This window comes from Fictibacillus sp. B-59209 (genome assembly GCF_036216745.1).
In the GTDB taxonomy this organism is placed as follows: Bacteria; Bacillota; Bacilli; order Bacillales; family Fictibacillaceae; genus Fictibacillus_C; species Fictibacillus_C marinisediminis.
Genome location: NZ_JARMMC010000040.1, coordinates 1 through 25,663, shown reverse-complemented (window position 1 = coordinate 25,663; position 25,663 = coordinate 1). Strand labels below are relative to the sequence as shown.

Here is a 25,663-nt window from a genome sequence, read left to right as displayed (position 1 = left end):
CCCTTATCTCTATTGCACCTTGTATTGGTGGCCGTTATTTTCATTTGAACGTTCCTCATGAACCACTGTTTTGTTTTTTCGCCAAAAATGATCGATTCCCATTACGATAAGAGGTGCAACAGCAGCGATATAAATGTTATCGATACCGAACGGGTTTCCTGCAAGAAACCAAAATGTTGTTGTAATTACAGCGAATATCATTCCTAGGGCAGCCCCTATTCCGCTGCTGAAACGGGGAAAATAAAACATCAAAACCACGATAACGGCGATGGTTGTACGGAGTGCCCTGGCAAAAAAGATTGTGTTTAGTATTTCCGGGGTAAAAATGGCGAACGGAATAGGTAAAAGACCCATCACAATGGTCGCCACTCTTGAAAACCTGAGTGATTTATTGTCTGATCCTTCTTTATTAAAGAGCGGAGTATAAAAGTCTTTTAACAATAGGGCAGCTGCTCCAATTGTTGAGGCGGCCACTGTTCCAAAAACCGCGGCGATTAATCCGGAGATCACAAGACCCGCAAGGAAAGGATTCATAAGGGTAGTCAACATCGGAAAAGCCTCGGAAGAAACGATATTCGGAAACAATATAGAGGCTGTCATCCCAATGAGAGCGGCCATGATTCCTACAGGAATTACGAACACCCCTGCGTAAATACTTGCTTTTTTTGCGTTGGCATCATCATTGGTCGAGCAAACCGCCTGAATGATGTATTGAGTAGAAAAAATAGAGCCAATGTTGGCGATGGTCCATGCAATAATGGTTGGCCATGAAATGCCTGTCCAGTCAAACATCGCTGGCTTTAGCTGCAGCGACAGACCTGAAAAACCGCCTGCTGCAGTTAAACCAAACGAGACTGCCAGAATTAATCCCAAATATTTAAAAAACGCATGAATAAGGTTGGTATAAGCAACCGCAAACATTCCGCCCAAGGTAACGTAAACAACTGTGACTACCCCCACCACAATTGCTGCCATCGCATGGGGGACGTGAATAATCGCAGATAAGGTCGCCGCCCCTCCCGCGTACATTGATACGTTTACCACGCTTAGGGCATAAATCATAATGACTGAGGTAATCGTTCTCGCACCATTTCCGTAAGTTTTCGATATAGCCCCAGAAATGGTATACTCTCCACGCTCATGGAACTTTTTTGCCAGTGTGTAGGCAAACAAAGCGAAAGCAAACGCGAGTGTGATTAAGTTCCAGGAAGCCGAGATTCCTCTAGAAAAAGCGGTTTGCGCGGTGCCGATCGTAGAGCCGGTGCCTATGAATTCAGACATCATCAAGACCCCGATAATAAAAGGGCCGAAAGCTTTTCCTCCTGTCATGTATTTGTCCGAGCTTTTTGAGAATTTCTTCGTATATAGTCCAAGAAAAGCAGTGGCTAGCACATACAAAATGACCATTCCTATGATTATGGCACGGGCTGTCACCAAGCAATTCCCTCCTTATTTAACTCACGGATCGCACTCCGAATATGTCCTTCAGGCGCCTTTCAAAAAGCTTCGTCACCCGCTGCCGGCCGTTCACCTCCACCGGGGTTGGAACCTCGCGTCCGCCAACCACTACCGGCTGATCGTAGCGAATCAAAATGTAGGGAAGATATTCACTATAAATCTCTCGTATTCTATTGGCGTGCTTTTCATTTCTTGCGAGCAGCTTTAACATGCGAAGCCCAAAGCCGACGTGGCGGCCTTCATCCTCTTTTATACGTTTGAAGCCTTCTTTCAACCCGGGGAGGAGTCCTTTACTTCCATAAACATCCTCAAATACATCGTACCCCGCCATGGCTTGTACACCTTCAATGATTCCCTGGTAGTGAGTCAATCCTTCAACGAGGGCAGCTTCGCGTTCCTCTATACTGCCTTCCAGTGCATTGAGCATCATTTTTCCCCGCTCATCCAGCTTTTGCTGAACGAGATTTTGCACTCCATGTAAACGTTTGATGCCGAGTACCTCTTCAAAGTACCGAAGGAAAAATTCGGTATGCTTGAATTCCTCCAACAACTGAGTACTGAGGAAGGCTTGTTGCTGGGTGGATGCCCCAAGCATGATCCAGGGACAAAATTTTAAGGCAACATTCTCTTCTGCATCAAGAAATCCGGTGCAAAAGTGAATGAGGTAATCTTTCAGGTCTTGATCAAGTGCTTCAAAATCATCTCTGTCATGGGTTAAATCGATCTCAGCAGGATCCCACGTTCCAAACCTTATCGCCTTCCGGTATAAATTCCAGGCTACCTCGTCTGTACTTTTTTCCAAACTAAGAATCAAATCATCGCTCATTAAAAAACCGCCTCCGTTTTGTTTGTGAATTCTAGTAAACCCGCTTTAACAGATCCAGAACGTCAGCCTCTGCTGGCTGCCGGGGATTAAACCTCATCATCCCGCTTTGAAAAGAGTCACTTGCAATTGCAGCGAGCCTGTCCTCAGGGACGTTCAATTCCTTCAACCTGGTAGGCAGTCCAATTTCCCGCACCAGGAAAGCCACTGCTTTAGCCGCCTGACCGGCCAACTGTGTTTCGTCTTCTCCCTCAACCCCCAACAACTGCGCAATCTTAGCAGCTTTAAGTGGGCACACTTGAGCATTGAACTCAACGACGCGGGGGAGGAGCAAGCCGATGGCTATTCCGTGAGGAACATGGCAATGACCGGAAAGAGCACTTCCAATGGCGTGGGCGAGCCCAAGGAAGCCGTTGTTAAACGCCATCCCTGCCAGTAAGCTTCCTTTCGACATTCCAATTCGTGCTTCCTTATCTTTTCCGTCCACAACAGCCTGTCTAAGGTGTGAACCGACAGTGGTAATCGCTTCAGTGGCCAGTGCATCGGATGCAGGGCACGACCGTAAGGAAAAGTAGGTTTCGATTCCATGGGCCAGAGCATCAATTCCGGAGGCTGCGGTCATATTTTCTGGTAACCCCATGGTCAGTTCAGGATCAACTATAGTAAGAGTCGGAGCCATATGCTGGCTGGTGACGGTCACTTTCACATTGTTCTTCCAGTCTGAGTAAACACCGAAGATAGTCACCTCACTCCCTGTCCCGGATGTGGTTGGTATCGTAAGCAGCGGAATAGCTGAGGAGCTTACGATCTTATCGACTCCTGCATAATCGCGGATGCTGCCGCCCTGGCTTGCTACAATCCTAATCCCTTTTGCAGTGTCTATGACACTTCCGCCTCCTACTGCAACGAGACAATCATAGTGCCCCGATAGAAAATACTCGGCTCCACGATCAATCGTTTCAAGACTCGGATCAGGCTCTACCTCTAGATAGAGCTCGCTGACAATCTTTGAATCTTGCAGCGATGAAATGATTCCGCTCAATAATCCGGCGGATTCCACCCCTTTATCACTGACGATAAAAACCCTGTTCACACCAAGATTTACGAGGTTCTCCGCAAGGAGGGAGGATTTTCCATACCCGAACTCTATCCGCGTAGGCAAATGAAAGGAGAAGTCCTGCCCTGTCTGTTTTACTATAGAACTCATGTTCATAGAGGAGCCCCCTCACGAGGGTCCATTTCAATATGCACATGCTTCGTCTCGCAATATTCCATCAGGCCATCCACTCCCCTTGTTCTTCCTAAACCGCTCTGCTTGTAACCCCCAAATTCTGTTTCAGGAAAGTTTTTGTTGTACGTATTGATCCAGACGGTTCCCGCTTTGATCCCTTTGGACAGCCGTACCGCTCGGTTGAGATCCGATGTCCATACACCGGCGGACAAACCAAAATCACTGTCATTCGCAATGTGAAGCGCTTCTTTTTCCGTTGAGAATGTCTGAACAGCGAGAACAGGCCCGAAAATTTCTTCTTTGACCACGCGGCTGCCGGCCATGAGCCCATCAATGATGGTAGGAGCGAAATAAAAGCCCTGATCATATGTTTCGCCTGCCATTCGGTAGCCGCCAGTAATGATTCTTCCTTCTTTCCGGCCGATTTCACAATACTCTTCAACAAGATCCAATTGGCTTTGTGAGACCAACGGCCCCATATCAGCCGTTTCCAGAAGCCCGTTTTCCACCCGCAGCTGTTCGGCATATTCTTTTAGACGTTTGACCACTTCGTCTTTAATGGATTCATGAATGACCACCCTGGAACCGGCCATGCAGATTTGGCCTGCGGAAATAAAAATGGAACGGCCGATGACCGGAACAGCTTTATCAAGATTTGCATCCTCAAAGACGACGTTCGGAGATTTCCCGCCAAGTTCGAGTGCTACTTTTTTGACATTTCCTGCTCCCATTTCTATGATGGACTTGCCAGTAGAGGTGTCCCCCGTAAAGCTGATCATGTCGATCTTGTCACTGGCTGCCATGGCTGCTCCAATGGACTTTCCTGGACCAGTCACGATGCTAACGATCCCTTTTGGAAAATGAGGAATTTCAGCAATGAGCTTAAAGATCTCTACGGATATTGAAGGAGTAAGGCTTGCTGGCTTGACGAGAACTCCATTACCGGCAGCAAGAGCAGGTGCGAGTTCACGAATCATAAGCAACGCGGGCCAGTTCCAAGGTGATATGATTCCCACCACGCCAACCGGCTCTTTTACAACGACACCAAAATTATTGGGTTCAAGCTGCATGGAACGGCCAAATACAGAACGTGCGGCTCCTGCAAAGTACTTCAGTGTATCAATACAGCCTGACAGCTCGATCCGCGACTCGCGAATGGTCTTTCCCTGATCCATCGTGAGGATGAGAGCAAGGTGCTCCAGTTTTTCTGTCATTATTTCGGCCAACGAATGCAACGCTTCATAACGGCGCTTAGGATTCATTGACCAATCACTTGTCAGGAATGAATGCTGTACTGACTCTATAATCTGGGATACATCCTGAATATTCGATTTTTGCGAATAGCTGACCAGTTCTCCGGTCGCCGGATTAAACGATTCTATCAGCTCCTTAGAAGTCGCTTCTGTCCACTCGCCGCCTGCAAAATTATAATAAGTGGGTATCTTTTTATGGACGATAGTTGACATCGATAAAGTCTCCCTTCTTTCTATTCAGATCAAACGGGTGTAAAACTCTGATGTTGCGCTATTGCAGTCTGCCTCTCGTTTCTGGGATGATAACGCTTCCAATAATGTAAATCAGATATATCACGATCGTAAAATACATCAATGTATGGGGAATGTTTTCAATGGATCCACTCGTCAAAGTAACAAAAGTAGGCATCATTCCACCGACAGCAAAGCCCATATTCCATGAAAGGCCTGTGCCGGTTGACCGGATGGAGGTCGGAAAGCGCTCGTTTAAAAAAATCAGGACAGGTGCATACGCCGCATTGCCTAATAGTACAAGACATATGACATAAAAATAGATGGATGAAAGAGACGCAGCATCAGCCAGTGATAGATAAAAATAAGGTAATCCGATAACGTTCAATACGCCGATGACAAGGAATACCTTTTTTCTGCCAAAGATTTCACTCAGATGTCCGGCAATGAGTGCAGATATAATGGTAGCTATACTGGCCGCAATAAGAACGCCGGACAGCGTCGAAGAGGATACTTTATTTACGACATTAAGGAAGGTTGGAATAAATCCGGCAGTCAGGTAATAACCCGATCCGCCTCCGATAACGATCATTAAATTCACCAGAAGTACACGGGAGTATGTCGTAAACAGCGATTTAACCGGTTTTTGTTGGACAATTTTTTGTTTTGAGTTTTTTTTCGTTTTCATTTCAGCCCATAACGGGGATTCCTCCAGCGTCCTAAACACAAAAAGGCCAGCAATGGCTCCTAAAATACCTGTAAAGAACATGACTCTCCAGCCCCAGCTATCAAAGGCTTCACCGGGAAACAGGGCTGAAACGACTGTAAAAACGATGGAAGCAAATAGTGCGCCTAGCCCAGCGCCTCCTCCGCCAATAAGACCTGACATTAATCCTCTCCATTTAGGAGGTGCCGTTTCGGTTCCAATGGTATGGGTGGAGGCGACTACCCCACCGACAAAGATTCCCTGGACGAGCCGCAGCAGTAAAAACAGGAAGGCAGCGAAAAAGCCGATTTGCGGGACCGTTGGCAGTAATCCAAAAATAGCAGTACTAATACCAACCCCGACGATCGCCACTGTCATGGCATTCTTTCTGCCATGCTTGTCGGCATACGATCCGAATATGGCGGATCCGAGTGGTCTCATAAGCAGTGTGACGGCAAAAGAAGCATATACCGCAGCCAGGGACAGTGTGGGATTAGTTGTAGGAAAAAATAGCTTACCTATGGTTGGTGTAACATAAAGGAGAATGAAGAGATCATATAAATCAAAGGACCATCCTAATAATGAAGCAGCTGTTGCAGAAACCATTTGCCTGTTACTCACTTTTGGTGCTTCCGTTTTTTGAACAATCTCAGAAGGTATTGCACTTGACATGTTATTTCCTCCAATACTAAAGTTTTTTTGGCATGACTTAGCTTGGATGAATGAAATGAAGACTGAATTTTCAGTCTTTTAAACTTATAGAAGTATATTTAGGAGAAGAGTAATCCTGGTTTGCACAGGATTACTCTGTTCCACTTACTTCCCGGTAAAGTTCGGTTTTCTTTTTTCAACAAATGCATCAACACCTTCTTTGAAGTCTTCGGTGCATCTCAGCATGCCATACGCTCTTCCCTCAATCTCTAATCCGGTGCTTAACGGGCCTTCCTCAGCAGCATTCAATACTTCCTTACAAACACGCTGAGCAAGTGGTGAAAACCGTACGAGCTCAGCCGCCAGTTGATTCACTTCATTGTCAAGCTCCTCTTTCGCCACAACCTTAGTAATCAATCCCCATTGGTACGCCTCTTCAGCAGGTATCCTTCTTGCTCTCATGATCATATCCTTTGCTCTTGTAAGGCCTACTGCCCGTGCCACACGCTGCGTCCCTCCGCTTCCGGGAATCATGCCCAAATTCATTTCCGGCAACCCGAGGAGGGTGTCGTCAGCAGCGATTCTGAAATCACATGCCATGGCAATCTCAAAGCCTACCCCAAATGTATATCCTTGAAGCTGTGCGATGACAGGCTTCGGGGAACGCTCTGGTGCGGCAACGTTCACTCTTAAACGGGACAATTCTTCAGGATGAGTTTCCATGAACTGAGGAATACTTCCGCCAGCACTAAAACACTTGTCGCCTTCACCCTTTACAATGATGACACGTACGCCTTCGTCATCGTTCAATTCTTCAAAGATCTCAGCAAATTGTTTCCTGGCGAGCATACTGATGTAATTCATTTTTTCCGGTCGGTCGAATAAAATGGTCGCTGTTTGTGTTTCCCTGTTCTTTTCTACACGGATGTGATCATATTGAGTAGTTGTTGTCATATTGATTTCCCCTTTCGATTTTAAGAAATTAAACTACTTTTTCTGTTTTGAACAATTCAAATTCCCCATCCCGCAATTTCCGCCTCAACACTTTTCCGACAGGACTTTTCGGAATTTCCTTAACAAATACATACTTTCGCGGCCTTTTGTAGTTGGAGAGCTGCGGATGGTTTTTGCAGAACTCGTCCAGCTCTTGAATCGAGACAGTATGGCTGGCGGGAACGACGAACGCTGATACAATCTGTCCCCATCTGTCGTCTTCTTCTCCGACGATGGCGACTTCGATTACATTCTCATGCTCGGAGATGACGTCTTCGACTTCCAGAGGGTGGATGTTTTCGCCGCCTGAGATTATCATGTCGTCCACTCTGCCGACGACATGCAGATCGCCGTCTTCATCCAGCACACCAAGATCTCCTGTAAAATACCAGCCGTCACGAATCGCTTTTTGGGTCGCATCAGGCCGGTTCCAATATCCCTTGAACGCTTCAACTGATTGCAAATTGACAATGATCTCACCGATTTCATCTTTTCCTACGATCTCTTCGCAGGTTGAATGTCCGTCAGGGTCTGCTCTAACCAGCCTGATGTTTTGATGAAACCCTGGTTTGCCTGCACAACATGGCTTTTCGAAGACATTTGAATTGATGGTAAAGGTGTACACCTCAGTACTTCCATAATGATTGACGAACACCTCAGGCTTCAGCCGCTCAATACATTTCTCTGTAAGGGATGAGGTCATGGAGGCCCCGGCATATCCTATTTTTTTAAGGGCCGACAGATCATAATCGCTAAATTTCGGATGCTTTAATATGTCATGGTACAGAGTAGGCACAAGATACAAACAAGAAACAGCTTCCTTAGAGAGCAATTCCAGCGCATCCTTAGCGTCAAAATCAGGAAGTATGACAAGCTTTCCGTTTAAAAATGTAATTGAAAGCAGCGATCTCATTCCCATGGTGTGGTAGAGAGGCATTGTTCCGAGTGTGCTCTCCCCTTCTATATAATGATTTTGGATGATATGGGCAAGGGCGGCCGCATACTCATTTTTATGACTTCTTGGAACCCCCTTTGGTTTTCCTGTGGTCCCCGAAGTATAGAGCATTAAGGCGATATCTTCATCCAGTATGTCTGGTCTGTCATACGTTTCAGGGCTCCGTTCAATCAGTTCAGAAAAGTAGATATCTGCTCCTTGTACACCCTCGAGCCCAATATAGACAGGCCTCTCATTGAACCTTGCTTTTAACACCGCCGCCTGGCTCGCATCCTCATAGACAATCACAGTTGCTTCCGCATCGTTAAAGCAATACTCTACTTCCTTTGCTGAAAGCCTGAAGTTTATCGGTGTATAAATGGCACCCAATTTTTGCAGCGCCCAATAGAGAATGACATTTTCGCTCCGGTTTTTTAACAAAACCATGACACGATCCTGTTGTTTTATTCCGATGCGCTGAAGGGAGGCGGCCAGCTTATCAACCTGGCTGTTCAGCCTCGCATAGGATAAACGCTGATCTTGCTGAACGACAGCATCCTTGTTCGGGAAGCGCTCTACTGCGAATTCCAGTAACGTTCCGAGATTCATGGATTCAACTCCTTTGCAAGACTTCTTTATTGTTGTCTTGAACCGTTTTCTCTACAGCCTTCACAATTCCGTCATAGCCTGTGCATCGGCACAGATGTCCTGACAGGGTTTCTTTGATTTCTTTAACCGAAGGCTGCGGGTTCTTTTCCAAAAAATCAGTGATGGACATTAAGATGCCAGCGGTGCAAAAACCACATTGCAGACCATGGCATTCCACGAAATTTTTTTGAAGCGTTGTCATTTCTCCACTGCTGGCTAGACCTTCGACCGTTTTAATTTCGCGGTTATCCGCCTGCACCGCAAAGATTAAGCACGACCTTACCGCCGACCCGTCCAAGCTGACCGTACAGGCCCCGCAAACACCGTGCTCGCAGCCTACATGGGTTCCAGTTAGTCCGCACGATTCACGTATGAAATCACTCAACAGCATTCTTGGTTCAACCCACTCTGAATACGACTTGCCGTTGATCGTTACATTTACTTCGGTTAAGGACATGCTGCTCACCCCTTTGCTCTCTCGTATGCTTGATATAAAACTCGTGTCGTCAAAACCTTGGCTAATTGTGTACGGTATGCTGCCGAGGCATGCAGATCGGACTCGGGCTCTACACTCTTGGCCACAAGCTCGGCGACTTTTTGCACAGCTTGGTCTGTAACCTTTTCACCAGCAAGAAGTTCTTTTGCATCCTCGATTAAGAGCGGAATAGCCTCTACCCCGCCGAGCGCAAGCCGTATATCTGAAATTCTGTCATGAGCGTCAAGCTCAAGCTGACAGGCGGCTGCTACGAGCGCAAAATCACCATGGCGCCTCGCGACTTCCTGAAAGGAAGAGCCGACTCGTCCCTTCCATATGGGCAGATGAATTTCGGTCAGCATTTCATTTGGCATCATGTCTGTCGTTAGAAACGTAAGAAAGAAGTCCTCCGCATTCACGCTTCTCGTTTCTTCTTCTGAAGAAATGTGAAGTGTTCCATTGAGCGCCATCAAAACAAGGGGAAGCTCAGCACTAGGGTCTGCATGAACGATGCTCCCACCAATCGTTCCCCGGTTTCTCGTTTGAAGGTGGCCAATATGGGCAACAGCTTCCGTTACCAATCCGCATTTCTTTTTCACGAGTTCAGAGGTTTCCACCGTACTCTGCCGTGTCATCGTCCCGATTTTTAATGTATGATCATCGCTATCGATAAAATTTAAATCATGCAAGCCATTAATGTCGATTAAACACTCAGGGGTGGCGAGTCTCATGTTCATGATGGGAACGAGACTCTGTCCCCCCGCAATAATCTTGCCGTCAAAACCGCTGGATTCCAGCAGAGAAAGGGCTTCTGAGACATCTTTAGGCCGGTAGTAATCAAATTTTGCGGGTTTCATAATCAGCACGGCCCCTTTCTTTAGGCGGTTTGTTCAATACGTTTTAATTCCTTGCCCAGTTTTTTGAAAAAGTCCTGTATGACCAGCTTGGCTACTCCACCTAGCATCCGCTGTCCTACCATCGCTACCTTTCCGCCTACTTCAGCTTCGTATGAGTAGTTTAATAGAGTGGAGCTTTCACTTTCCGGGGTCAGGTCTACAATTCCGACCGCTTCTACAGTTCCCGGTGATCCTTCTCCCTTTACAGCGAGCTTGTAATGGTTAGGCTCCTCTAAATCGAGGATTTCGATCGTAGAGGAGTAGTTTCCTTTTATGGCCGCGATCCCAATGGACAGCTCGGCCTCATATTTGTTGTCCTCCACCAGGACGAGTTTTTTGCAGCCCATAATACATTTTTCAAGAACGTTGGGATCGAGCAGCACTTCATAAGCTCTTTCCACTCCTGCATCTAAAACTAGCTTTCCTTTGCCTTCCATCAGATGGTCACCTCTTTATGTTTGTTTTTTTTCGCTTGATTCAGCAGATTCCATATTCGATTTGGACTGAGCGGCAGGGTATCAATCGCCACATTATACGGAGAAAGGGCATCACTTACCGCATTGGCGACAGCAACTGGAGCGCTCATTGTGTTACCTTCTCCAAGTCCTTTTGCACCAAGCGGAGTCATAGGTGATGGCGTTTCAATATGCTTGATCGTGACATTTGGAATTTCAGGAGCGGTCGGGCACAAATAGTCCATGAATGAACCGGTAAGCAGCTGCCCCTTATTGTCATACACGAGCTCTTCAAAGAGCGCTCCACCCAAGCCATGCGCGAGTCCGCCAAATATCTGTCCATCCACGATGAGCGGATTGAGCAGTTTTCCGGCATCATGGATTGTTATATAGTCCAGAATGTTTACCTCCCCTGTCTCGGGGTCAATCTCGACCGTTACCAGATCGGCGACAAATCCATAGGTCACCGAAGAGTTGATGAGGTCATTTTCATCAGGAGGCTCTGCCGCTTTTACAGAATAATAGTAAGTTTCATAGATTCCCGGCTCCATTCCCTCCGGAAGGGATAACGGATTCCAGTGCGCGGATCCTGCAGCCCTCTTCAATGCATATTTTTTTGCAGGATCTGCCTTTACATAATAAGCACCATCCCTTAGTTCGAGTTCATCAGGATTTACATTCAGCTGGTGAGAAGCAATCTTGATCAACTTTTCCTTCACCTTGTGTGCCGCATAAAAGACGGCACTGGATCCTAATGAGGCAAAGCGGCTGGAATAGCTTCCGGATGCAATAGACCATGCGCTTGTGGATGTATCCAGCTCCGCGACAACCTTGATTTTATCCGTTGGGATGCTTAAAACCTCTGAAACAATTTGTGCTGCAACGGTTTCATGCCCCTGCCCGGACGGAGTCGTGCTGATCCTCACATTAACGCTTCCCATCGGATCCATTGAAACAGTAGCAGCCTCCGAACAACCTGATTTGGGCAGGGATTTTGCTCTTTCTTCAGGAGTTAGGGCAACCGTGATATATCCCATGTTGGAACCCGACGGCTCGACGATACAGGCAAGGCCGACACCGAAAATTTTTCCGTTCTTTCTTGCTTCCTCCTGTTTTTTGCGGAATTCCCCATATTTTCCGGTCTCAAGTGCAAGCTCGAACCCTTTGATATAATCGCCGCTGTCGTACAGGCCGCCCGAAGCTGTCTTGTAAGGAAACTGATCCTTTTGGATAAGATTCCTGCGGATCACATCCGCCGGATCCAAGTTCAGCTCGAATGCAACCTTCTGCATGATTCGCTCTAGAGGAAAATACAGCTCCTGGCCTCCATAGCCTCTGATTAATCCTGTGGGAAGCTTGTTGGTCATGATCGCGTACGCATCAATATGAAGATTCGGAATATCATAGGCACCGGTTGAATTGGCATGAGTACGATACAAACAGGCGGGTTCCGGAGCCCGGATGTAGGCACCGACATTGTCAATCATCTTCATGCGTAAGCCGGTAACCTTTCCGTTATTCTTTACCGCCGCTTCAATATAGGTGACCCTGTCCGTCCCGCTGGAGCTTGCCGACAAATGCTCCTGCCGATCTTCAATCCACTTTACCGGACAACCGGCAATTCGGCTCGCTACAGACAGAAGAACCATATATGGAAATGTTCCCGCTTTTATTCCGTAGCTTCCGCCAATATCCTTTGGAACAATGATTCTTAGCTTATTGCTTGGAATTTTCAGCGCTTGAGCCATAATGGCCTGGATTACAAAAGGTCCGTGAAAATTGGCGTGAACTGTATATTGATTTTCACTTGATTCATAATGAGCGATAATACCGTATGTTTCCACAGGTGTAGCGGTATATTTAGGAAAAAGATATTTATGTTTAATGATGGTATCCGCTTCTTCAAAAGCCTGGTCCACTTTTCCGTAATGAAACGTCCGGTGATTGGCTATATTGGATCCCACGTTTTCATGAAGCACCGGTGCATCCTTCTCAAGTGATCCTTCGATATCAACGACAGGCGGAAGGGATTCATACTTCACTTTAATGAGCTCCATCGCATCCTCCGCTAAGTAACGGCTTTTTGCAATCACAACCGCTACAGGCTCTCCTACATATCTGACTTTGTCGATGGCAATAGGATAGTAATGAACTGGAGCACTGACACCTACACTAAATGGTTCGAGATACTCCTTCACCTGTTCTCCGGTAATTACCGCCTTTACTCCGGCTATTCTTTCAGCCTCTGTCGTATCAATCGAGACAATTTTCGCATGCGGACTTGAGCTTCTTAGAATGGCGGCCTGAAACGTCTGGGCCGGTGTACCGATGTCATCTATATATTTGCCCTGTCCGGTTAAAAGTCTCATGTCTTCTACCCTGGTTATCGCTTTACCAATAACCTTGTTCATTTAAGAGACCTCCTTTCTTAAAAGCTTTTTGTAATCGGCAATTGTATCAATATCGAACGGATAGTTTTTCCCCATTTCAATAACCTTTACTTGATCGGTATTTTTCTTCACTAAATCTCGGCCGCCTTTGTCACCTTTTATTTCTAGCAGCCTGTTAAACATCCTCCGGTGAAACAAGACAGGATGTCCTCTTTTCCCTATATAAGATGATTGATAAATAAAATGTTCGTGGTCAGCATGGAAATCTTCCAGCAGAAGATTGATCTCTCGTGAAGATATCAAAGGCTGATCCCCTAGGAGAAAAATGGCAGCTTCCACCTCAGCAGGCAAAACATAAAGCCCTGATTTTACGGAAGATGATAATCCTTTGTTTGAGTGGTTATTCAAAAAAATCTTATTCACTCCCGCCACCGTAGCCTCGGCAAGCAAACCTTCCACTTCAGGGTTAATAACGACCACAACATCATCTACATCTGAGTCGAGTGCTGCATCGATCACATGGCGTATGAGTGTTTTTTCCTGATAGCGGAGCATCATTTTAGGTGTGCCCATACGCTCAGACTTGCCGGCTCCCAGTATGATGGCCCAAGTCTCCTTCTTTTCAGTTAAAATGCCAGTTCACCCACTTTCTTATGCAGGTACTTAGTGAAGCTTGTCTCTTTCATAACATGAAGGGGTTTTCCGCTCCCCTTCCCTCGATGGACCATTACCATTTCTGCAAGAATACTGAGTGCAATTTCTTCAGGAGTCTTTGATCCAATATCAAGCCCTATTGGACTATAAAGCCGTGAGAGACATTCCTCATGAAATTCCCTTCCAAGCCTATCCATCAGCTGGTAAGTACGTTTGTTGGGTCCAAGCACTCCAATATAGGGAACATCTGTTTCAAGAATTTGCTCAAGCAACAGAAGGTCCTGATCAAAATGATGGGTCATGATAACAACAAAAGAACAGCTTTCTAACTCCAGTTTTGGCCATTTTCCTTTAGGGATGCAAAGCAGTTGATCGGCCTCAGGAAAATTCTGTTTGTTTACAAAAGACGGGCGATAATCAATTACGGATACGTGCCAATTCAATTGTTTTGCACCATTTACGAGTGGAACAGCATCCGGACCTGCTCCGAATAGCGTTAGTCTGGGAGTGGGTGTAATAGTGTCTGTAAACACAAGGACCTTTTCTTTTTCATAGGTAACAGAATGAAGTCCTGATTTCACGGGATCAGAACTATTATTTTTGACCATCCATTTTTTTCCTATAAGTGATGGAGTTTCTGCTTCGACGATTGTAGCCAAGCTTGTTTCATAGTTGTCGGCTTTTTGATAGATTTCTAAGCTGAGTTCTGTGCTTTCTCGAAGGTGTACAGGGTCAAACGGTTCCAAAAAAATATTAATCGATCCGTTGCAACCAAGCCCAAGCCCCCACAAATCATCGCCTTTGTCTCGAAAATCATAAGCTAGCGTTTTGCAGGAAAAGTGATTCAGAACTTCCCGGGCATGTTCGGCCAAATCTCCTTCCACACAGCCTCCGCTCAATAAGCCTGTCAGCTTTCCGTCTTCTGCCCAAAAACATTTGCTGCCTTCCTTTTGATAGGTTGACCCTTCAGTACGAATAATCGTTCCGAGAACTCCCCGGATGCCATTTTCAGCACATCGCTTCATTTCAAGATAAATGGGAAGCATTTATGCACCTCCTGCTGATATAGTTAATCCCGGCTCTGATTGTAAATGAAATTGCTCACGGTATTCGCTCGGTGTAATACCAAGCAGCTTTTTAAATGTAGTGGCAAAGTATCCTGAATTAGCAAATCCAGAATTATTTGCGATGACTTCGATGGGCAGTGAAGACATTCGCAATAGTCCTTTTGCTTTTTGAACTCTGACAAAAGACAGATATTCAACAAAAGTCATTCCAGTATCTTCTTTAAACATTTTGCTGAAATACGAGGGGCTTAAGTAAACTTTGTCCGCCAGACTCTTTAAGGTTAGCGGCTCACCGTAATAGATTTGCATATATTGGATGGCGCTGCCGATAGGATTTTTTAGATCTGCTGTGAAATGATCTTCCCCCGTTTTCATCACACGGTTCACACTTTTGCCGAGAACCGGGATTAAAACCCTGTCCAGCGTTTCAATTAGTTCATGTTTAGAAAGCGGTTTCAATAAATACCCTAAAAATCCGGAATTAATAGATGACTGAACAAGTTCAAACATCTTTAACTGGGTAATCACGATGATGGGGAGATCTGGATACAATTGAAGGGCTGTTTTGCCAAAAGCCATACCATCCATATCGGGTAAAGAAAGATCAATCATCAGCGCACTCGGTTTACTTTGTTTCAGCAGCAGCATACCCCGGTTAGCCGTGCTCGATTCATAGATCGATAGAAAGCTGTATTTGCTTTCTTCAATTAATGAGCAGACTTCCTTGCGGCTTTGTTTATCATTATCGACAATGAGTAACTCGGACACTTGTGCCCCCCCCTCACATATTTAGGTTAACGCGATTGAGTAATAAGCAGTTTTAAAATCTGATAATCATTTTTATAAAATCATGTTATAATTTTCTGATTATTTCCATACTAATTGACAAGGTAAATGCCTGGTTCTAATTTCTTGCTTTGGGACTTATAAAATCTTCTTTTTTTAACCTGAAAATATTATGTAAAGATATAAATAAGCTTGTACTATTCCCCGTAGTATACAATAAAATGACTATTTCAAGGCTGCATTAAAAAAGTATCCCAGGAATATTCCGGGACACTTTGAATGAATTTTCAGTATTAATGGACTGGATTCCACTTCTACACCATCAACCTATGATTTTCTTGATCAATCCATCTAGAAACTGAAGCCCTTTCGACAAACTCTTTCTTACTTGCATAAATTCGGATCACGTCTTTTATTTCTTCAGCCAGGAACGTTTGATTTCTGTTGTTAGCAAGTGATTCATACCCTGAACCCCGATGAAGGTAATCGGATGTAGCCACTGTATACCATTTTTCTTTCTCTATTGATTTTTCTCCATTTAATATATCAATAACTCTTTTTCCATCATGAATGATTTTACCACCCGCAATATGCAAGCTCCCCGTATACTTACCTCTGAATCCCGGACCTCTTCCGTCTGACAAACAGTGCTGCGCATCCAAAGATAGTTCTAAAGCGGTTATGATATGTTTCCCATGGACTTCAAATGAAGTTGCATTTAGGGGGATGGGCATATTTCAATTAGCTTTTTATCAGATACGTGAACGTTCCCGCTCTTGAAAAATTTTCAAAATGACTTTGAAGGTCGTTCGTATGTATATTGTCTATTCTCATTGCTTCCCCCATTCGTTCGCAAACTCCCTTTTCACTTGCTGCACATTTTCTTCGTGGCAGCTTGAAGTAAAACTTGATTCATACGGCATCTCCTGCCTTAACTGGCTTAATGTTTGTTCATCTTCATTTTCAACAGCCTCTATTAACCGGGAAAGATAGGTTTGGGATGCTTCAATTCTTTGCTTCATCTCTTCTTTACCTTCAGTTGTTTTGCCATGGCCGGGTACCAAAACACATGGATGATGTTTATCCAATATTGTATTTGCTTTTAGTAGTGTTGACTGATAAGCCTTTACACTATCAAATACAAAAGGAAGTTCAAAATCCGAAAGGTAATCCCCGGCAATCCAAATCCCCTGAGGCTCAATGATTGTAAATATTCCATCATGAGTATGACCAGGCGATAAATAAAAGGTTAACGTTGTGCTTCCTAATGCAAGCTGCTGGCCATCTTTGTTGATCTCAATATCAGCAACTGGAAATTTAGGCTGATAAGGCCTGTCTATGTAATATTTACGATCAAAATCCTTTATAAGACCAAGTTTATAATCTTTAGCAGGATGATTACTCACACCTTCGCTTGCAATGACCTTAGCATTTAAGAACGCTGAGTAACCAATAATATGGTCAAAATCTCCATGGGTAAATAAAAGATATACTTCTTTATTTCGATTAAGCTCCTCAACGTGTTCTTGAATGGCTTTAATTTCATGGGGGAGCCAAGAAGGATCGACAATAAGGACAAACTCATCTTCCTCTACTACTGTACTTGTTGTTTGCCAAAGCGCACTTTGAAAAACTGTCAAACCCTTTTTTTGATAGTGAATCATGAATATTCCCCTTACCTATTTAAGAATTTTTTCTTCTTACATTCAATAACAGGAAACTATATCCTATCTCCAATAATATCAAAGTAAGAGATAATTTCAGTCGAAAATTTCCGATGCAACCCCGGGTTTGGTGGAATTGAAGTGCATCATGACAGCAGCTAAATGAAGATGAATCTTAAATGAAAAAAACAGTAACCATAAATTTTGATGGATACTGTTTTAATGTTTTTATTGTTTTACTGCACTTGGCTTCGGCAGAATTCTCTAAGCTCATCTACTTCGTCGTCTTCTAATTCAAAATCAAGAGGATTGTTTGTTGTGTCTTCGTATAAGTGGTATTGAACAATTCGGGGCTCTTGAGGCAGAGCAGCATAAATCAGTTTAATATATACGCCATTTTCCATATACAGTTCATCGTCTTCTTCAACCTCTATATGTATGATAAATTCGTATCGATCCCCTTCGAGAATATTGGTAGGATCCCGAAGCTTATCAAGTGTATGTCTAATTACATTCATAAATACATGTACCTCCTTATAGTGTATTCCTTATTATACCCTTCAAAAAGTATATAACAACTAACAAAAGCAGCGGATATCCGCTGCTCGGTTTCACAACGTCACTTCCTACTCCCGTATCTGTCCGTTTCCTCTGATCACATATTTGCTTGAGGTTAAGGCGGGCAAGCCCATCGGCCCACGAGCGTGAAGCTTTTGTGTACTGATGCCGATTTCAGCGCCAAAGCCGAATTCATGGCCATCGGTGAAACGGGTTGAGGCGTTATGATAAAGCGCGGCGGCATCTACCAATTGAAAAAATGAACGAACGTTATCTTCAGCTTCCGTGATGATGGCTTCGGAATGTTTAGAACCATAGCGGGTAATATGTTCAATGGCCTCCGATGTGCCCGACACGGTTTTTATCGCTAAAATATGATCTAAGTACTCTGTTTGCCAGTCTTCCTCGGTTGCTAATACAATGGCTGGAAAGAGCTCATGAATGTTCTGGTCGACTCGCAGCTCGACCCCTCTCTCTATGAGGTTTTCGACCATCTCTTTCATATGTTTTTTCGCCCAGGTTTCATGAACGAGCACGGTTTCTATAGAATTACAAACCGACGGACGTTGGGTTTTGGCGTTGAGAACGATGTCAATCGCCATTTTCTTATCAGCACTTTTATCGATATAAACGTGGCAGTTTCCGGCACCTGTTTCTAAAACAGGAACAGAAGCGTTTTCGACGACGGCCTGAATTAACGCCTTCCCGCCTCTCGGAATCAAAACATCAAGATAGTCGTTCATTTTAAACAGCTTTACAGCTGTCTCACGGCTCGTATCTTCGATTAACTGAACAGAATCTACTGGGAGATCACTAAGTTCCAGTGCACGGTGGATCACAGAAACTAACGCTTTGTTTGAATGGATAGCTGAAGAACTTCCTCGAAGCAGGACTACGTTTCCAGTCTTTAAACACAGACTGGCGGCATCTACAGTGACATTGGGCCTTGCTTCATAAATCATCCCAATGGCTCCTAGCGGGACAGCTACCTTTTCAATAATGAGCCCATTGGGACGTTCAAATCTCTCTAGCACGTTTCCTGTTGGATCTGGTAAAGACGCTAGCTGCACCAGTGCCTTTGACATATCCTTTATTCTTTGCTCATTCAGCATCAGTCGGTCAATTAAGGACTCATGCACACCAGTGTTTCGAGCATGCTCTATATCTCTATTATTTTCCTGCAAGATGTAGGGTATCTCTTGGATCAACTGGTCCTCGATGCGCAGCAACGCTTCGTTTTTTTGTGAAGTCGTTTTTGTGATGAGTTCAGTGACCGCTTTTTTTGCTTTTTTTGCTTTGGTGATTAATTCTTTCATACGATTCTCTCCTTTATCATGGACAGCCATCTGTTGCGATGAACTACTTCAGGGTGAGTATTCTTGGTCTTTTCCATCGCTTCTTGACTCGTTAATCCTTTAATGATTTGTAAGTCTTCAGAGGAATACTGAACCTGGCCTTTACCGATGACTTCTTTTGCGGAATTGATGATTTCTACCACTTCCCCGGTTGAAAACACACCACTGACAGCACGAATTCCCGCTGGCAACAAACTTTTTCCGTCGAACAGAATAGCCTTTGCTGCTCCATCATCAATTTCAATGATTCCGCTGATCGGTGAATGAAAAGCCAACCATTGTTTCTGTGTTTTTAATGGAGTGGCAGGCGAATTGCCGATATATGTTCCGTCGCCCATGCCATCTAAAATATGAAGGAGTTTTTCCTGATGGGAGCCTGTACCGACAAAGACGTTTACCCCCAGCGAGAGAGCGGTTTTTGAGGCCAGGAGTTTTGATTTCATACCTCCTGTACCAAATTTTGATGCCGACGCCAAGTTCGTCATCTGAATATGGTCATCTGTAATTTCGGAAAGAAAATCATACCGGTGCGCTGTTGGAACCGTTCGAGGATCTTGATCATACAGTCCATTGATATCCGTCAATATCATCAAAAAATCTGCATGCACGAGGCCGCTGACAAGGGCGGAGAGCATATCATTATCTCCAAAGGTCAATTCATCTATCGAAACGGAATCATTCTCATTAATGATTGGAAGAACGGAACGTTTTAACAGTTCGGATAACGTCGCATAGGCATTGCTGTACTGTTCTTTTTTATAAAAGTCATTCCGTGTTAACAGCAGTTGGGCAGCAACAATTCCATGTTGTTTAAAGATTTCAGTATAAGCTTGAATTAATAACCCTTGCCCCACAGCTGCAGCGGCTTGTTTCCCGGCTGTTGTTACAGGACGCGCGGGATACCCTAAATCGGCAAACCCCGCTGACACCGCGCCAGAAGAGATCAGGATAACTTCATGTCCCTGTTTTCTTAATTGGACGATTGCTTCCACATGTTCGGTAAGTTTACTCTTACTTAGTCCGCCGTTCTTGTTGGTTAGGGAACTGCTCCCGATTTTTACAACGATTCGTCTTTTGCTCATGTATCCGCCACTCCTTTTGTTTACTAAAAAAGACCCTTCCCATCCTTAAAAAAAGGACGGAAAGAGTCTGTCATCCGCGGTACCACCTTTATTAGTATCATCTAGGCAGATGATACTCTCTTAAAACCCGTAACGAGGGAAACGGCCAGGTTATTCGCCTAGCAGCTCAAGGGGTAGGTTCAATAGTTTCTTCAGCGATGGAATCTCTCAGCCTGATGAATTCCACTCTCTTTCGCCTGATAACAGATTTACTGGCCCCTATTAACGCACCAGATAATTTTAAAGAATATTATGCATTACTTCATCAACAAATGTCAAGAAAATTCAGGAAATTTTACCGTAAGTAATAAAATCGGGGTTCGCAACCTTCTATTTTTGCTGGATTTCATACCTTCTGCCCACCTGTTGGTTATAAATATGATTAATGTAAATAAAAAACAACCCACCTGCAACGTAAAATGAAGGTGGGTATGTGCCTTTGGTTCAATATTCATTCTATTAATCATCATCTTTATGATGGAGGTAATTACTTTCGTATTTGATAAACTCTTGTTCCTGAAAAGCGGCTACCATACCGTGGTAGCTAATATCTAATCCAACCTCTTCCTCTTCTTCAGTCGAGCGGACAGGTATCCACAATTGAATCAATTTAAGTCCCATCCAGGTTAAGACAAAACCCCATATGCACAAGACGAGTAATCCTAAAAGCTGAACGCTTAACAGGTGCCAGTTACCTGTCGTAATAAGACCTTTATCTGTTGCAAACAACCCTACCGCTATGGTTCCCCATATTCCTGAAACCGCGTGAACAGGAAACGCGCCTACAGGATCATCAATCCTTTTGATCTCTAACCAATAAGTGGCGAAAAGCATAAGCAGACCAGATACAGCTCCAATAAGGATAGCAAAAGGATCACTGACAAAAGCACATCCTGCTGTGATCCCTACCAACCCAGCCAATGATCCATTAATAACCGAAGGGGCATCAGAGCGCTTATAACGAAAAAGGGTATAAAGCATTGTTGCTGCACCGCCTGATGCTGCTGACAGCATGGTTACAATGGCAATATGTCCAATTCTGGCATCAGTGGCACTTAACGTACTTCCTGCATTAAAACCAAACCAACCAAACCAAAGTAAGAAGGCGCCTACAGATGCTAAGGGAAGATTACTTGGCAAGGAGACTGTACTAACTCCTTGAGGAGTGAATTTTCCTTTTCGAGGACCGATAAAAATTGCTGCGGCTAAAGCAGAAAATCCACCTAGTGCATGAATAACCGCAGAACCTGCGAAGTCCTGCATTCCAAGCTTTCCGAGCCATCCTCCGCCCCAGACCCAGTGGCCTGCAACCGGGTAAATAAAGGTTGTCATGATAACGGCATAAAGAATGTAGGCACGGAAATTAATACGCTCAGCAACAGCGCCAGATACAATGGAAATGACGGCAATAACAAACGCTGCTTGGAATAGCCAAAAGGTATCAACAGAAATTAAAAAGTGTAAGTGTGAGAGATCTCCTTTAATCATAAATCCGTTACTTCCAATTAAGCCCGACAAATCCTTTCCATACATTAAACCAAACCCAATAAGGTAAAAACAAAGGGTACCGATTGTAATGTCTGCAAATACCTTCATGAGAATATTTACGTTATTCTTATGTCTGACGAATCCGGCTTCTAATAGAGCGAAACCACCCTCCATTAGTATAATCATAGCTGCAGTCAAGACAACCCAAATGGTATCTAACCCTGTATTTAGTGTGTGAATGGTCATGTTGTTTCCTTCCCCGATTTCCGATTCATCTTTATTTCCCCAATAATAGAGCGTGAAAGGATAATCTCATCTTTTGATGGTTCTTCTTTTAGACCGTGGATGGAATGATCCAGCTCAAATAAACCTTGTTTTAATTTATCAATTTGTTTAAGTGGTTCTTTTACATGTGCAATGTATTCAACTGCTTGATGATGGCTGGGAGAACGGCCTGTAAATAATTTTCGAAAAGGGGATAGTGATTGATAAAAGGCATCTTCGGCATTTTTCTTTTGGACGTATTTATTAATCTTGTTTTTAATCCGTTCAATTTCTTGTTCTTTTTTTGTTTTCATGAATTGCAGCATTTTTAAAAGTTCTGATGGTGAAATTCGAATGTTAATATTTGGATTTACTTCATCACGTACTAACATGTAAATACCCCTTACAATTCAATGTTATATTTTCTGACATTATATCGATAAGTTACTTGCGAGTCAATGATGGAATGTTGAAAAATATCGATGTAATTGTCAAAATAGGTAGATTTTGAGTTTAGATCTTTAAATATTATTTTTATTTTTTAAATAATTAAAATACGGTACGTGAAATTGTTAAATTTATCTGATTGCCGGAATGTTGGTTTTTACGCATGAAAAAAGAGCATTTCATATACAATGAAAATGCTCTTCGTACAATAATTAAAAATTTGATTAATCCCCAACCCCCAGCACATCTGTATTGGGCGGTTCATAACCCATATGTCTGGCCATCGCCATAATTTGGCCTTTATGATGGTATTCGTGTGTTACCACATGCAGAAGAAGCTGTGCAGCTGAAATGGAAATAGGTTCTCCATGCTCTCTCCAAGGAATGGCTCTTATGATAAGCTCATCCATCTGCCCATCCAAATCATTAAGGACATCATCAACATAGGCATCAGCCTGGATAAATCTCTGTTTAATTTCTTCTAAACTTGTTCTTGAAATGTTTTCTTTTGGTGTCAGAGGCGTTTTCGTCTGCAATAAAATATAGGAACCGAGCCATCCATGATAGCAGTTTGCAACATGAAGCAGTGAATCCCGCACACTTTGGAAGCCGAACCCATCAATGTGTCTTGTGAAATCTTCAGGTTGAAGCTCATCACAAAATTTCAAAAGAATTTCTCTCGTCTGTTTGACCCATTCATATTCGATCCGATTCATTCTTATCCCCCTTCATCTTTCATAAAAAAAGAGCCGCTGAAACAGCTCCTCTCACTATATTCTAATTCGCATTCCCATTTACCTTCTCTGCCTGCCAGTAAAAGCTGCTGAACACATCTGCAAAAGCATCTGCGGTTCTGTACAGTTCACGGAAGTCGTTATCGATTCCTCCCATTTCAATCAGCATGGCGTTGTTCGAAAGATCCTGGTTGTAGATGCCGTTGCCTTGGGATTTATTCTTAATAATGACCCCCCGGCTGAGATGAGGATACTTTTTATTTACAAGACTGTTCAGTTCTTCTGCGATCTGTAGGTTCTTTTCAAAAGACGGATGTTCCCTTCCAACGATAAAACATAATCGCGCATAAGGCTGGTTGTTGATAGAGATCGTTGTCATTTTCCTAGGCTGAGAATCACGATGGATGTCAATTAGGTAAGATAGATCACGGTCTTGTGAGACGGCATGCTGGACGGTTTCTCGTGACAGTGCATACGCTCGATTGGTAGTCCACTTTCTGGCATTTAACTTTTCCCCTACGTTAGTGGTGTCATGGTCTACGCCAATCCCTCTGCTCTCCAGATCCTGTTTTAACCGGTCACCTACCGCTATAATGTTGGTCTTTGGATTGGAACTTGTAACTTTGCCTCCTTGCAGGATCGGCCTGAATGATTCATAGCTGTGTGAATGGTAAATATAAACGACCTGTCCTTTTGTTTTAAGTTTTGGCGGAGGAATCTCTTCATTCGGGTTATCGATATTTACATTCTTTTTATTTGGTTCGTTCGGCTTTAGAATTTCCTGAAGGGGCAATGTCGGTTCAATCGGCAATGTAGAATAGGTTGTCCCTTTTCCGGCAATATAAATCTCTGAATCATAGATCGCAAAGCCCGGCAGTTCCGTTCCGATCAAACTTCGCGGGTCCCCTGGCCTCAGGTTGGTCATGAGCTGCAGCATGATGGAAGAAGCGGCTGGCGGTTTGCTCTCTTTTGGAAGTACCTGCGTATAATAAGGATTCTCTGATCCGATGGCATATACCAAGGCTTCCGTTGTAAAGTTATTAAACCACTTTTTAACAAGGGACGAAGATACATCGAACTTAATTTCTGCGGATGATATAAATCCCGCTACAAAGAATAGGAGAATGCTAAGGAGAGAAACCTTTATACCCGTTGAAAACAAGCCGTTATTGCTGTCTCTCATCCCATTCCTCCTCCTCTTTAAGATCAATGGCAATGTAGGCTAAACACACCATGATGAGCCCGGTAACAAGGAACCCAACAGTAAATAGCGATGATAAATAAAGATAACTGAACCCTGTCGTAGAGATCATGATGAGAATCCAAAAGTACACTGCTTGAAGTCTCATAGAATTCACCTTCTTCCGTCCGTTTCTAGTAAACTATATTCAATCTGAGAGATTTTATTCTGAAAAAGATGGAAGAATGCAAAGAAAAGCGAAAGCGGGCCTGGAACGAAAAAGCAGCTATTCACGCGGGCGGACAATTATTATTACTTCATGAAATGGTTCTTCTTAACTAAGCAGAGAGTATAGTAATGAAACTATTTTCGCATTGACCAAGTTAGAATTTGATGTGAAAATGATAATCGTTATCATTTGTTGTTTAGGAGGAATTCTATGTTTATTCAATGGTTAAGAGAAAATCGTTTAGCCTCTTATGTGCTTACACTTCTTCGGTTGTATCTTGGAGTTAAGTGGGTTCAGGCAGGATGGGAAAAAATCAGCGGCGGACATTTTGATGCCAGTGGTTTTATGCTGGGGGCTCTTAAGCAAGTTTCTGGTAATCATCCTGCAGTTCAGCCCTGGTGGGGTGATTTCTTGCGGCAAGTCGCTCTGCCGAATGCTGAAATCTTTAATGCGCTAATTCCCTGGGGAGAATTTTTGGTAGGTCTTGGGCTCCTGTTAGGTATGTTTACTAGTTTAGCGGTTCTCATGGGGCTTACAATGAACTTTGCATATTTATTCTCCGGTACAACATCTGTCAACCCGCAAATGGTTCTAGCAGGTATGATCGTTCTGGCTGCAGGAGCAAATGCTGGGCGAACCGGTATGGACCGCTGGGTTGTTCACTATCTGGGATTGAAATTCAAGAAAAGGAAATTATCGAATACTTCTTTGTCTAAAAGTGCATAGTAGATTACATAACAATAACAAAAAAGGGGCTGTCCAAGAAGTCTGTAAGCTGTTGATTTCCGTTCCAGGCTGCTCGCTTTCCGCGGGGCGTGCGGTGAGCCTCTTGGTGCAAGCACCGGCGGGAGTCTCACCTGTCACGCTAGTCCCGCAGGAGTCTCGCATCTTCCACTTCAATTAACTTTTCATTGAAGATTTTTCAAGCCAAAAAGGGGCTGCCTGAAGGTCAATTTTCGACTTTCTGGACAG

Annotated in this window: 25 protein-coding genes; 1 reads left to right on the top strand and 24 read right to left on the bottom strand. The window is 44.0% G+C overall.

Annotation, left to right across the window (positions count from 1 at the left end; all coding sequences use genetic code 11):
* Nucleotides 1-9 precede the first annotated feature (9 nt).
* From P4361_RS21800 to P4361_RS21685, 24 genes are all read right to left on the bottom strand, one after another.
* Complete coding sequence (locus P4361_RS21800; protein WP_256227004.1) at nt 10-1,434, bottom strand: sodium:solute symporter family protein; 1,425 nt, start codon at nt 1,432-1,434, stop codon at nt 10-12.
* A gap of 19 nt (nt 1,435-1,453) precedes the next feature.
* Nucleotides 1,454-2,284 (bottom strand): R2-like ligand-binding oxidase, encoded by an 831-nt coding sequence (locus P4361_RS21795; protein WP_053354192.1) that lies wholly within the window; start codon nt 2,282-2,284, stop codon nt 1,454-1,456.
* A gap of 31 nt (nt 2,285-2,315) precedes the next feature.
* A complete protein-coding gene (locus P4361_RS21790; protein WP_328090983.1) occupies nt 2,316-3,494 on the bottom strand; it encodes an iron-containing alcohol dehydrogenase in 1,179 nt (392 codons plus the stop codon).
* Entirely contained in the window at nt 3,491-4,978 is a 1,488-nt protein-coding gene (locus P4361_RS21785) for an aldehyde dehydrogenase family protein (RefSeq protein ID WP_328090981.1), read from the bottom strand. The genes P4361_RS21790 and P4361_RS21785 overlap by 4 nt, the downstream gene beginning before the upstream one ends.
* Nucleotides 4,979-5,036: 58 nt before the next feature.
* Nucleotides 5,037-6,374 (bottom strand): MFS transporter, encoded by a 1,338-nt coding sequence (locus tag P4361_RS21780; protein ID WP_328090980.1) that lies wholly within the window; start codon nt 6,372-6,374, stop codon nt 5,037-5,039.
* A 144-nt stretch (nt 6,375-6,518) separates the two neighbouring features.
* Nucleotides 6,519-7,307 carry an enoyl-CoA hydratase/isomerase family protein gene (locus P4361_RS21775; RefSeq protein ID WP_328090979.1) on the bottom strand — a complete coding sequence of 263 codons (789 nt, stop codon included), beginning with the start codon at nt 7,305-7,307 and terminating at the stop codon, nt 6,519-6,521.
* Nucleotides 7,308-7,335: 28 nt separating this feature from the next.
* Nucleotides 7,336-8,889, bottom strand: coding sequence for a class I adenylate-forming enzyme family protein (locus P4361_RS21770; protein WP_053354197.1), 1,554 nt, complete (start codon nt 8,887-8,889; stop codon nt 7,336-7,338).
* Nucleotides 8,890-8,893: 4 nt separating this feature from the next.
* Nucleotides 8,894-9,385, bottom strand: coding sequence for a (2Fe-2S)-binding protein (locus P4361_RS21765; protein WP_053354198.1), 492 nt, complete (start codon nt 9,383-9,385; stop codon nt 8,894-8,896).
* A gap of 5 nt (nt 9,386-9,390) precedes the next feature.
* Complete coding sequence (locus P4361_RS21760; RefSeq protein WP_328090978.1) at nt 9,391-10,260, bottom strand: xanthine dehydrogenase family protein subunit M; 870 nt, start codon at nt 10,258-10,260, stop codon at nt 9,391-9,393.
* A gap of 20 nt (nt 10,261-10,280) precedes the next feature.
* A complete protein-coding gene (locus P4361_RS21755) occupies nt 10,281-10,736 on the bottom strand; it encodes an SRPBCC family protein (RefSeq protein ID WP_091005838.1) in 456 nt (151 codons plus the stop codon).
* Nucleotides 10,736-13,165, bottom strand: a complete 2,430-nt coding sequence (locus P4361_RS21750) for a xanthine dehydrogenase family protein molybdopterin-binding subunit (RefSeq protein ID WP_328090977.1) — start codon at nt 13,163-13,165, stop codon at nt 10,736-10,738. Before P4361_RS21750 ends, P4361_RS21755 begins: the two co-directional genes overlap by 1 nt.
* Nucleotides 13,166-13,741 carry a nucleotidyltransferase family protein gene (locus P4361_RS21745; protein ID WP_328091016.1) on the bottom strand — a complete coding sequence of 192 codons (576 nt, stop codon included), beginning with the start codon at nt 13,739-13,741 and terminating at the stop codon, nt 13,166-13,168.
* Between the two features lie 29 nt (nt 13,742-13,770).
* Nucleotides 13,771-14,844: an XdhC/CoxI family protein gene (locus P4361_RS21740; RefSeq protein WP_328090975.1), complete on the bottom strand. Its 1,074-nt coding sequence runs from the start codon at nt 14,842-14,844 to the stop codon at nt 13,771-13,773.
* Nucleotides 14,845-15,633: a response regulator transcription factor gene (locus P4361_RS21735; protein WP_053354204.1), complete on the bottom strand. Its 789-nt coding sequence runs from the start codon at nt 15,631-15,633 to the stop codon at nt 14,845-14,847.
* A gap of 332 nt (nt 15,634-15,965) precedes the next feature.
* Complete coding sequence (locus P4361_RS21730) at nt 15,966-16,385, bottom strand: 5'-nucleotidase C-terminal domain-containing protein (RefSeq protein WP_328090974.1); 420 nt, start codon at nt 16,383-16,385, stop codon at nt 15,966-15,968.
* Between the two features lie 96 nt (nt 16,386-16,481).
* Complete coding sequence (locus P4361_RS21725) at nt 16,482-17,315, bottom strand: MBL fold metallo-hydrolase (protein ID WP_328090973.1); 834 nt, start codon at nt 17,313-17,315, stop codon at nt 16,482-16,484.
* A 236-nt stretch (nt 17,316-17,551) separates the two neighbouring features.
* On the bottom strand, nt 17,552-17,833 hold the full coding sequence (locus P4361_RS21720) for a DUF6509 family protein (protein WP_256226976.1): 282 nt from the start codon (nt 17,831-17,833) through the stop codon (nt 17,552-17,554).
* 108 nt (nt 17,834-17,941) lie between these two features.
* Nucleotides 17,942-19,189 carry a glutamate-5-semialdehyde dehydrogenase gene (locus tag P4361_RS21715; protein WP_328090972.1) on the bottom strand — a complete coding sequence of 416 codons (1,248 nt, stop codon included), beginning with the start codon at nt 19,187-19,189 and terminating at the stop codon, nt 17,942-17,944.
* Entirely contained in the window at nt 19,186-20,310 is a 1,125-nt protein-coding gene (proB, locus tag P4361_RS21710) for a glutamate 5-kinase (RefSeq protein WP_328090971.1), read from the bottom strand. Before proB ends, P4361_RS21715 begins: the two co-directional genes overlap by 4 nt.
* Nucleotides 20,311-20,808: 498 nt before the next feature.
* Nucleotides 20,809-22,083: an ammonium transporter gene (locus tag P4361_RS21705; RefSeq protein WP_328090970.1), complete on the bottom strand. Its 1,275-nt coding sequence runs from the start codon at nt 22,081-22,083 to the stop codon at nt 20,809-20,811.
* Complete coding sequence (locus P4361_RS21700) at nt 22,080-22,493, bottom strand: hypothetical protein (RefSeq protein WP_256226973.1); 414 nt, start codon at nt 22,491-22,493, stop codon at nt 22,080-22,082. Before P4361_RS21700 ends, P4361_RS21705 begins: the two co-directional genes overlap by 4 nt.
* 279 nt (nt 22,494-22,772) lie before the next feature.
* Nucleotides 22,773-23,264 (bottom strand): DinB family protein, encoded by a 492-nt coding sequence (locus P4361_RS21695; protein WP_328090968.1) that lies wholly within the window; start codon nt 23,262-23,264, stop codon nt 22,773-22,775.
* 61 nt (nt 23,265-23,325) lie between these two features.
* Nucleotides 23,326-24,465, bottom strand: coding sequence for a stage II sporulation protein P (locus P4361_RS21690; protein ID WP_328090967.1), 1,140 nt, complete (start codon nt 24,463-24,465; stop codon nt 23,326-23,328).
* Nucleotides 24,449-24,631, bottom strand: coding sequence for a hypothetical protein (locus P4361_RS21685; RefSeq protein ID WP_053354213.1), 183 nt, complete (start codon nt 24,629-24,631; stop codon nt 24,449-24,451). Before P4361_RS21685 ends, P4361_RS21690 begins: the two co-directional genes overlap by 17 nt.
* A 270-nt stretch (nt 24,632-24,901) precedes the next feature.
* Between P4361_RS21685 and P4361_RS21680 the strand changes: the two genes are divergently transcribed.
* On the top strand, nt 24,902-25,417 hold the full coding sequence (locus P4361_RS21680; protein ID WP_328090966.1) for a DoxX family membrane protein: 516 nt from the start codon (nt 24,902-24,904) through the stop codon (nt 25,415-25,417).
* Nucleotides 25,418-25,663: the final 246 nt, after the last annotated feature.

Bases quoted from the DNA above. Each gene is read 5' to 3' on its own strand.
- P4361_RS21795 (WP_053354192.1), bottom strand. From the start codon at position 2,284: ATGAGCGATGATTTGATTCTTAGTTTGGAAAAAAGTACAGACGAGGTA.
- P4361_RS21790 (WP_328090983.1), bottom strand. From the start codon at position 3,494: ATGAACATGAGTTCTATAGTAAAACAGACAGGGCAGGACTTCTCCTTT.
- P4361_RS21785 (WP_328090981.1), bottom strand. From the start codon at position 4,978: ATGTCAACTATCGTCCATAAAAAGATACCCACTTATTATAATTTTGCA.
- P4361_RS21780 (WP_328090980.1), bottom strand. From the start codon at position 6,374: ATGTCAAGTGCAATACCTTCTGAGATTGTTCAAAAAACGGAAGCACCA.
- P4361_RS21775 (WP_328090979.1), bottom strand. From the start codon at position 7,307: ATGACAACAACTACTCAATATGATCACATCCGTGTAGAAAAGAACAGG.
- P4361_RS21770 (WP_053354197.1), bottom strand. From the start codon at position 8,889: ATGAATCTCGGAACGTTACTGGAATTCGCAGTAGAGCGCTTCCCGAAC.
- P4361_RS21765 (WP_053354198.1), bottom strand. From the start codon at position 9,385: ATGTCCTTAACCGAAGTAAATGTAACGATCAACGGCAAGTCGTATTCA.
- P4361_RS21760 (WP_328090978.1), bottom strand. From the start codon at position 10,260: ATGAAACCCGCAAAATTTGATTACTACCGGCCTAAAGATGTCTCAGAA.
- P4361_RS21755 (WP_091005838.1), bottom strand. From the start codon at position 10,736: ATGGAAGGCAAAGGAAAGCTAGTTTTAGATGCAGGAGTGGAAAGAGCT.
- P4361_RS21750 (WP_328090977.1), bottom strand. From the start codon at position 13,165: ATGAACAAGGTTATTGGTAAAGCGATAACCAGGGTAGAAGACATGAGA.
- P4361_RS21740 (WP_328090975.1), bottom strand. From the start codon at position 14,844: ATGCTTCCCATTTATCTTGAAATGAAGCGATGTGCTGAAAATGGCATC.
- P4361_RS21730 (WP_328090974.1), bottom strand. From the start codon at position 16,385: ATGCCCATCCCCCTAAATGCAACTTCATTTGAAGTCCATGGGAAACAT.
- P4361_RS21725 (WP_328090973.1), bottom strand. From the start codon at position 17,315: ATGATTCACTATCAAAAAAAGGGTTTGACAGTTTTTCAAAGTGCGCTT.
- P4361_RS21720 (WP_256226976.1), bottom strand. From the start codon at position 17,833: ATGAATGTAATTAGACATACACTTGATAAGCTTCGGGATCCTACCAAT.
- P4361_RS21715 (WP_328090972.1), bottom strand. From the start codon at position 19,189: ATGAAAGAATTAATCACCAAAGCAAAAAAAGCAAAAAAAGCGGTCACT.
- proB (WP_328090971.1), bottom strand. From the start codon at position 20,310: ATGAGCAAAAGACGAATCGTTGTAAAAATCGGGAGCAGTTCCCTAACC.
- P4361_RS21705 (WP_328090970.1), bottom strand. From the start codon at position 22,083: ATGACCATTCACACACTAAATACAGGGTTAGATACCATTTGGGTTGTC.
- P4361_RS21700 (WP_256226973.1), bottom strand. From the start codon at position 22,493: ATGTTAGTACGTGATGAAGTAAATCCAAATATTAACATTCGAATTTCA.
- P4361_RS21695 (WP_328090968.1), bottom strand. From the start codon at position 23,264: ATGAATCGGATCGAATATGAATGGGTCAAACAGACGAGAGAAATTCTT.
- P4361_RS21690 (WP_328090967.1), bottom strand. From the start codon at position 24,465: ATGAGAGACAGCAATAACGGCTTGTTTTCAACGGGTATAAAGGTTTCT.
- P4361_RS21685 (WP_053354213.1), bottom strand. From the start codon at position 24,631: ATGAGACTTCAAGCAGTGTACTTTTGGATTCTCATCATGATCTCTACG.
- P4361_RS21680 (WP_328090966.1), top strand. From the start codon at position 24,902: ATGTTTATTCAATGGTTAAGAGAAAATCGTTTAGCCTCTTATGTGCTT.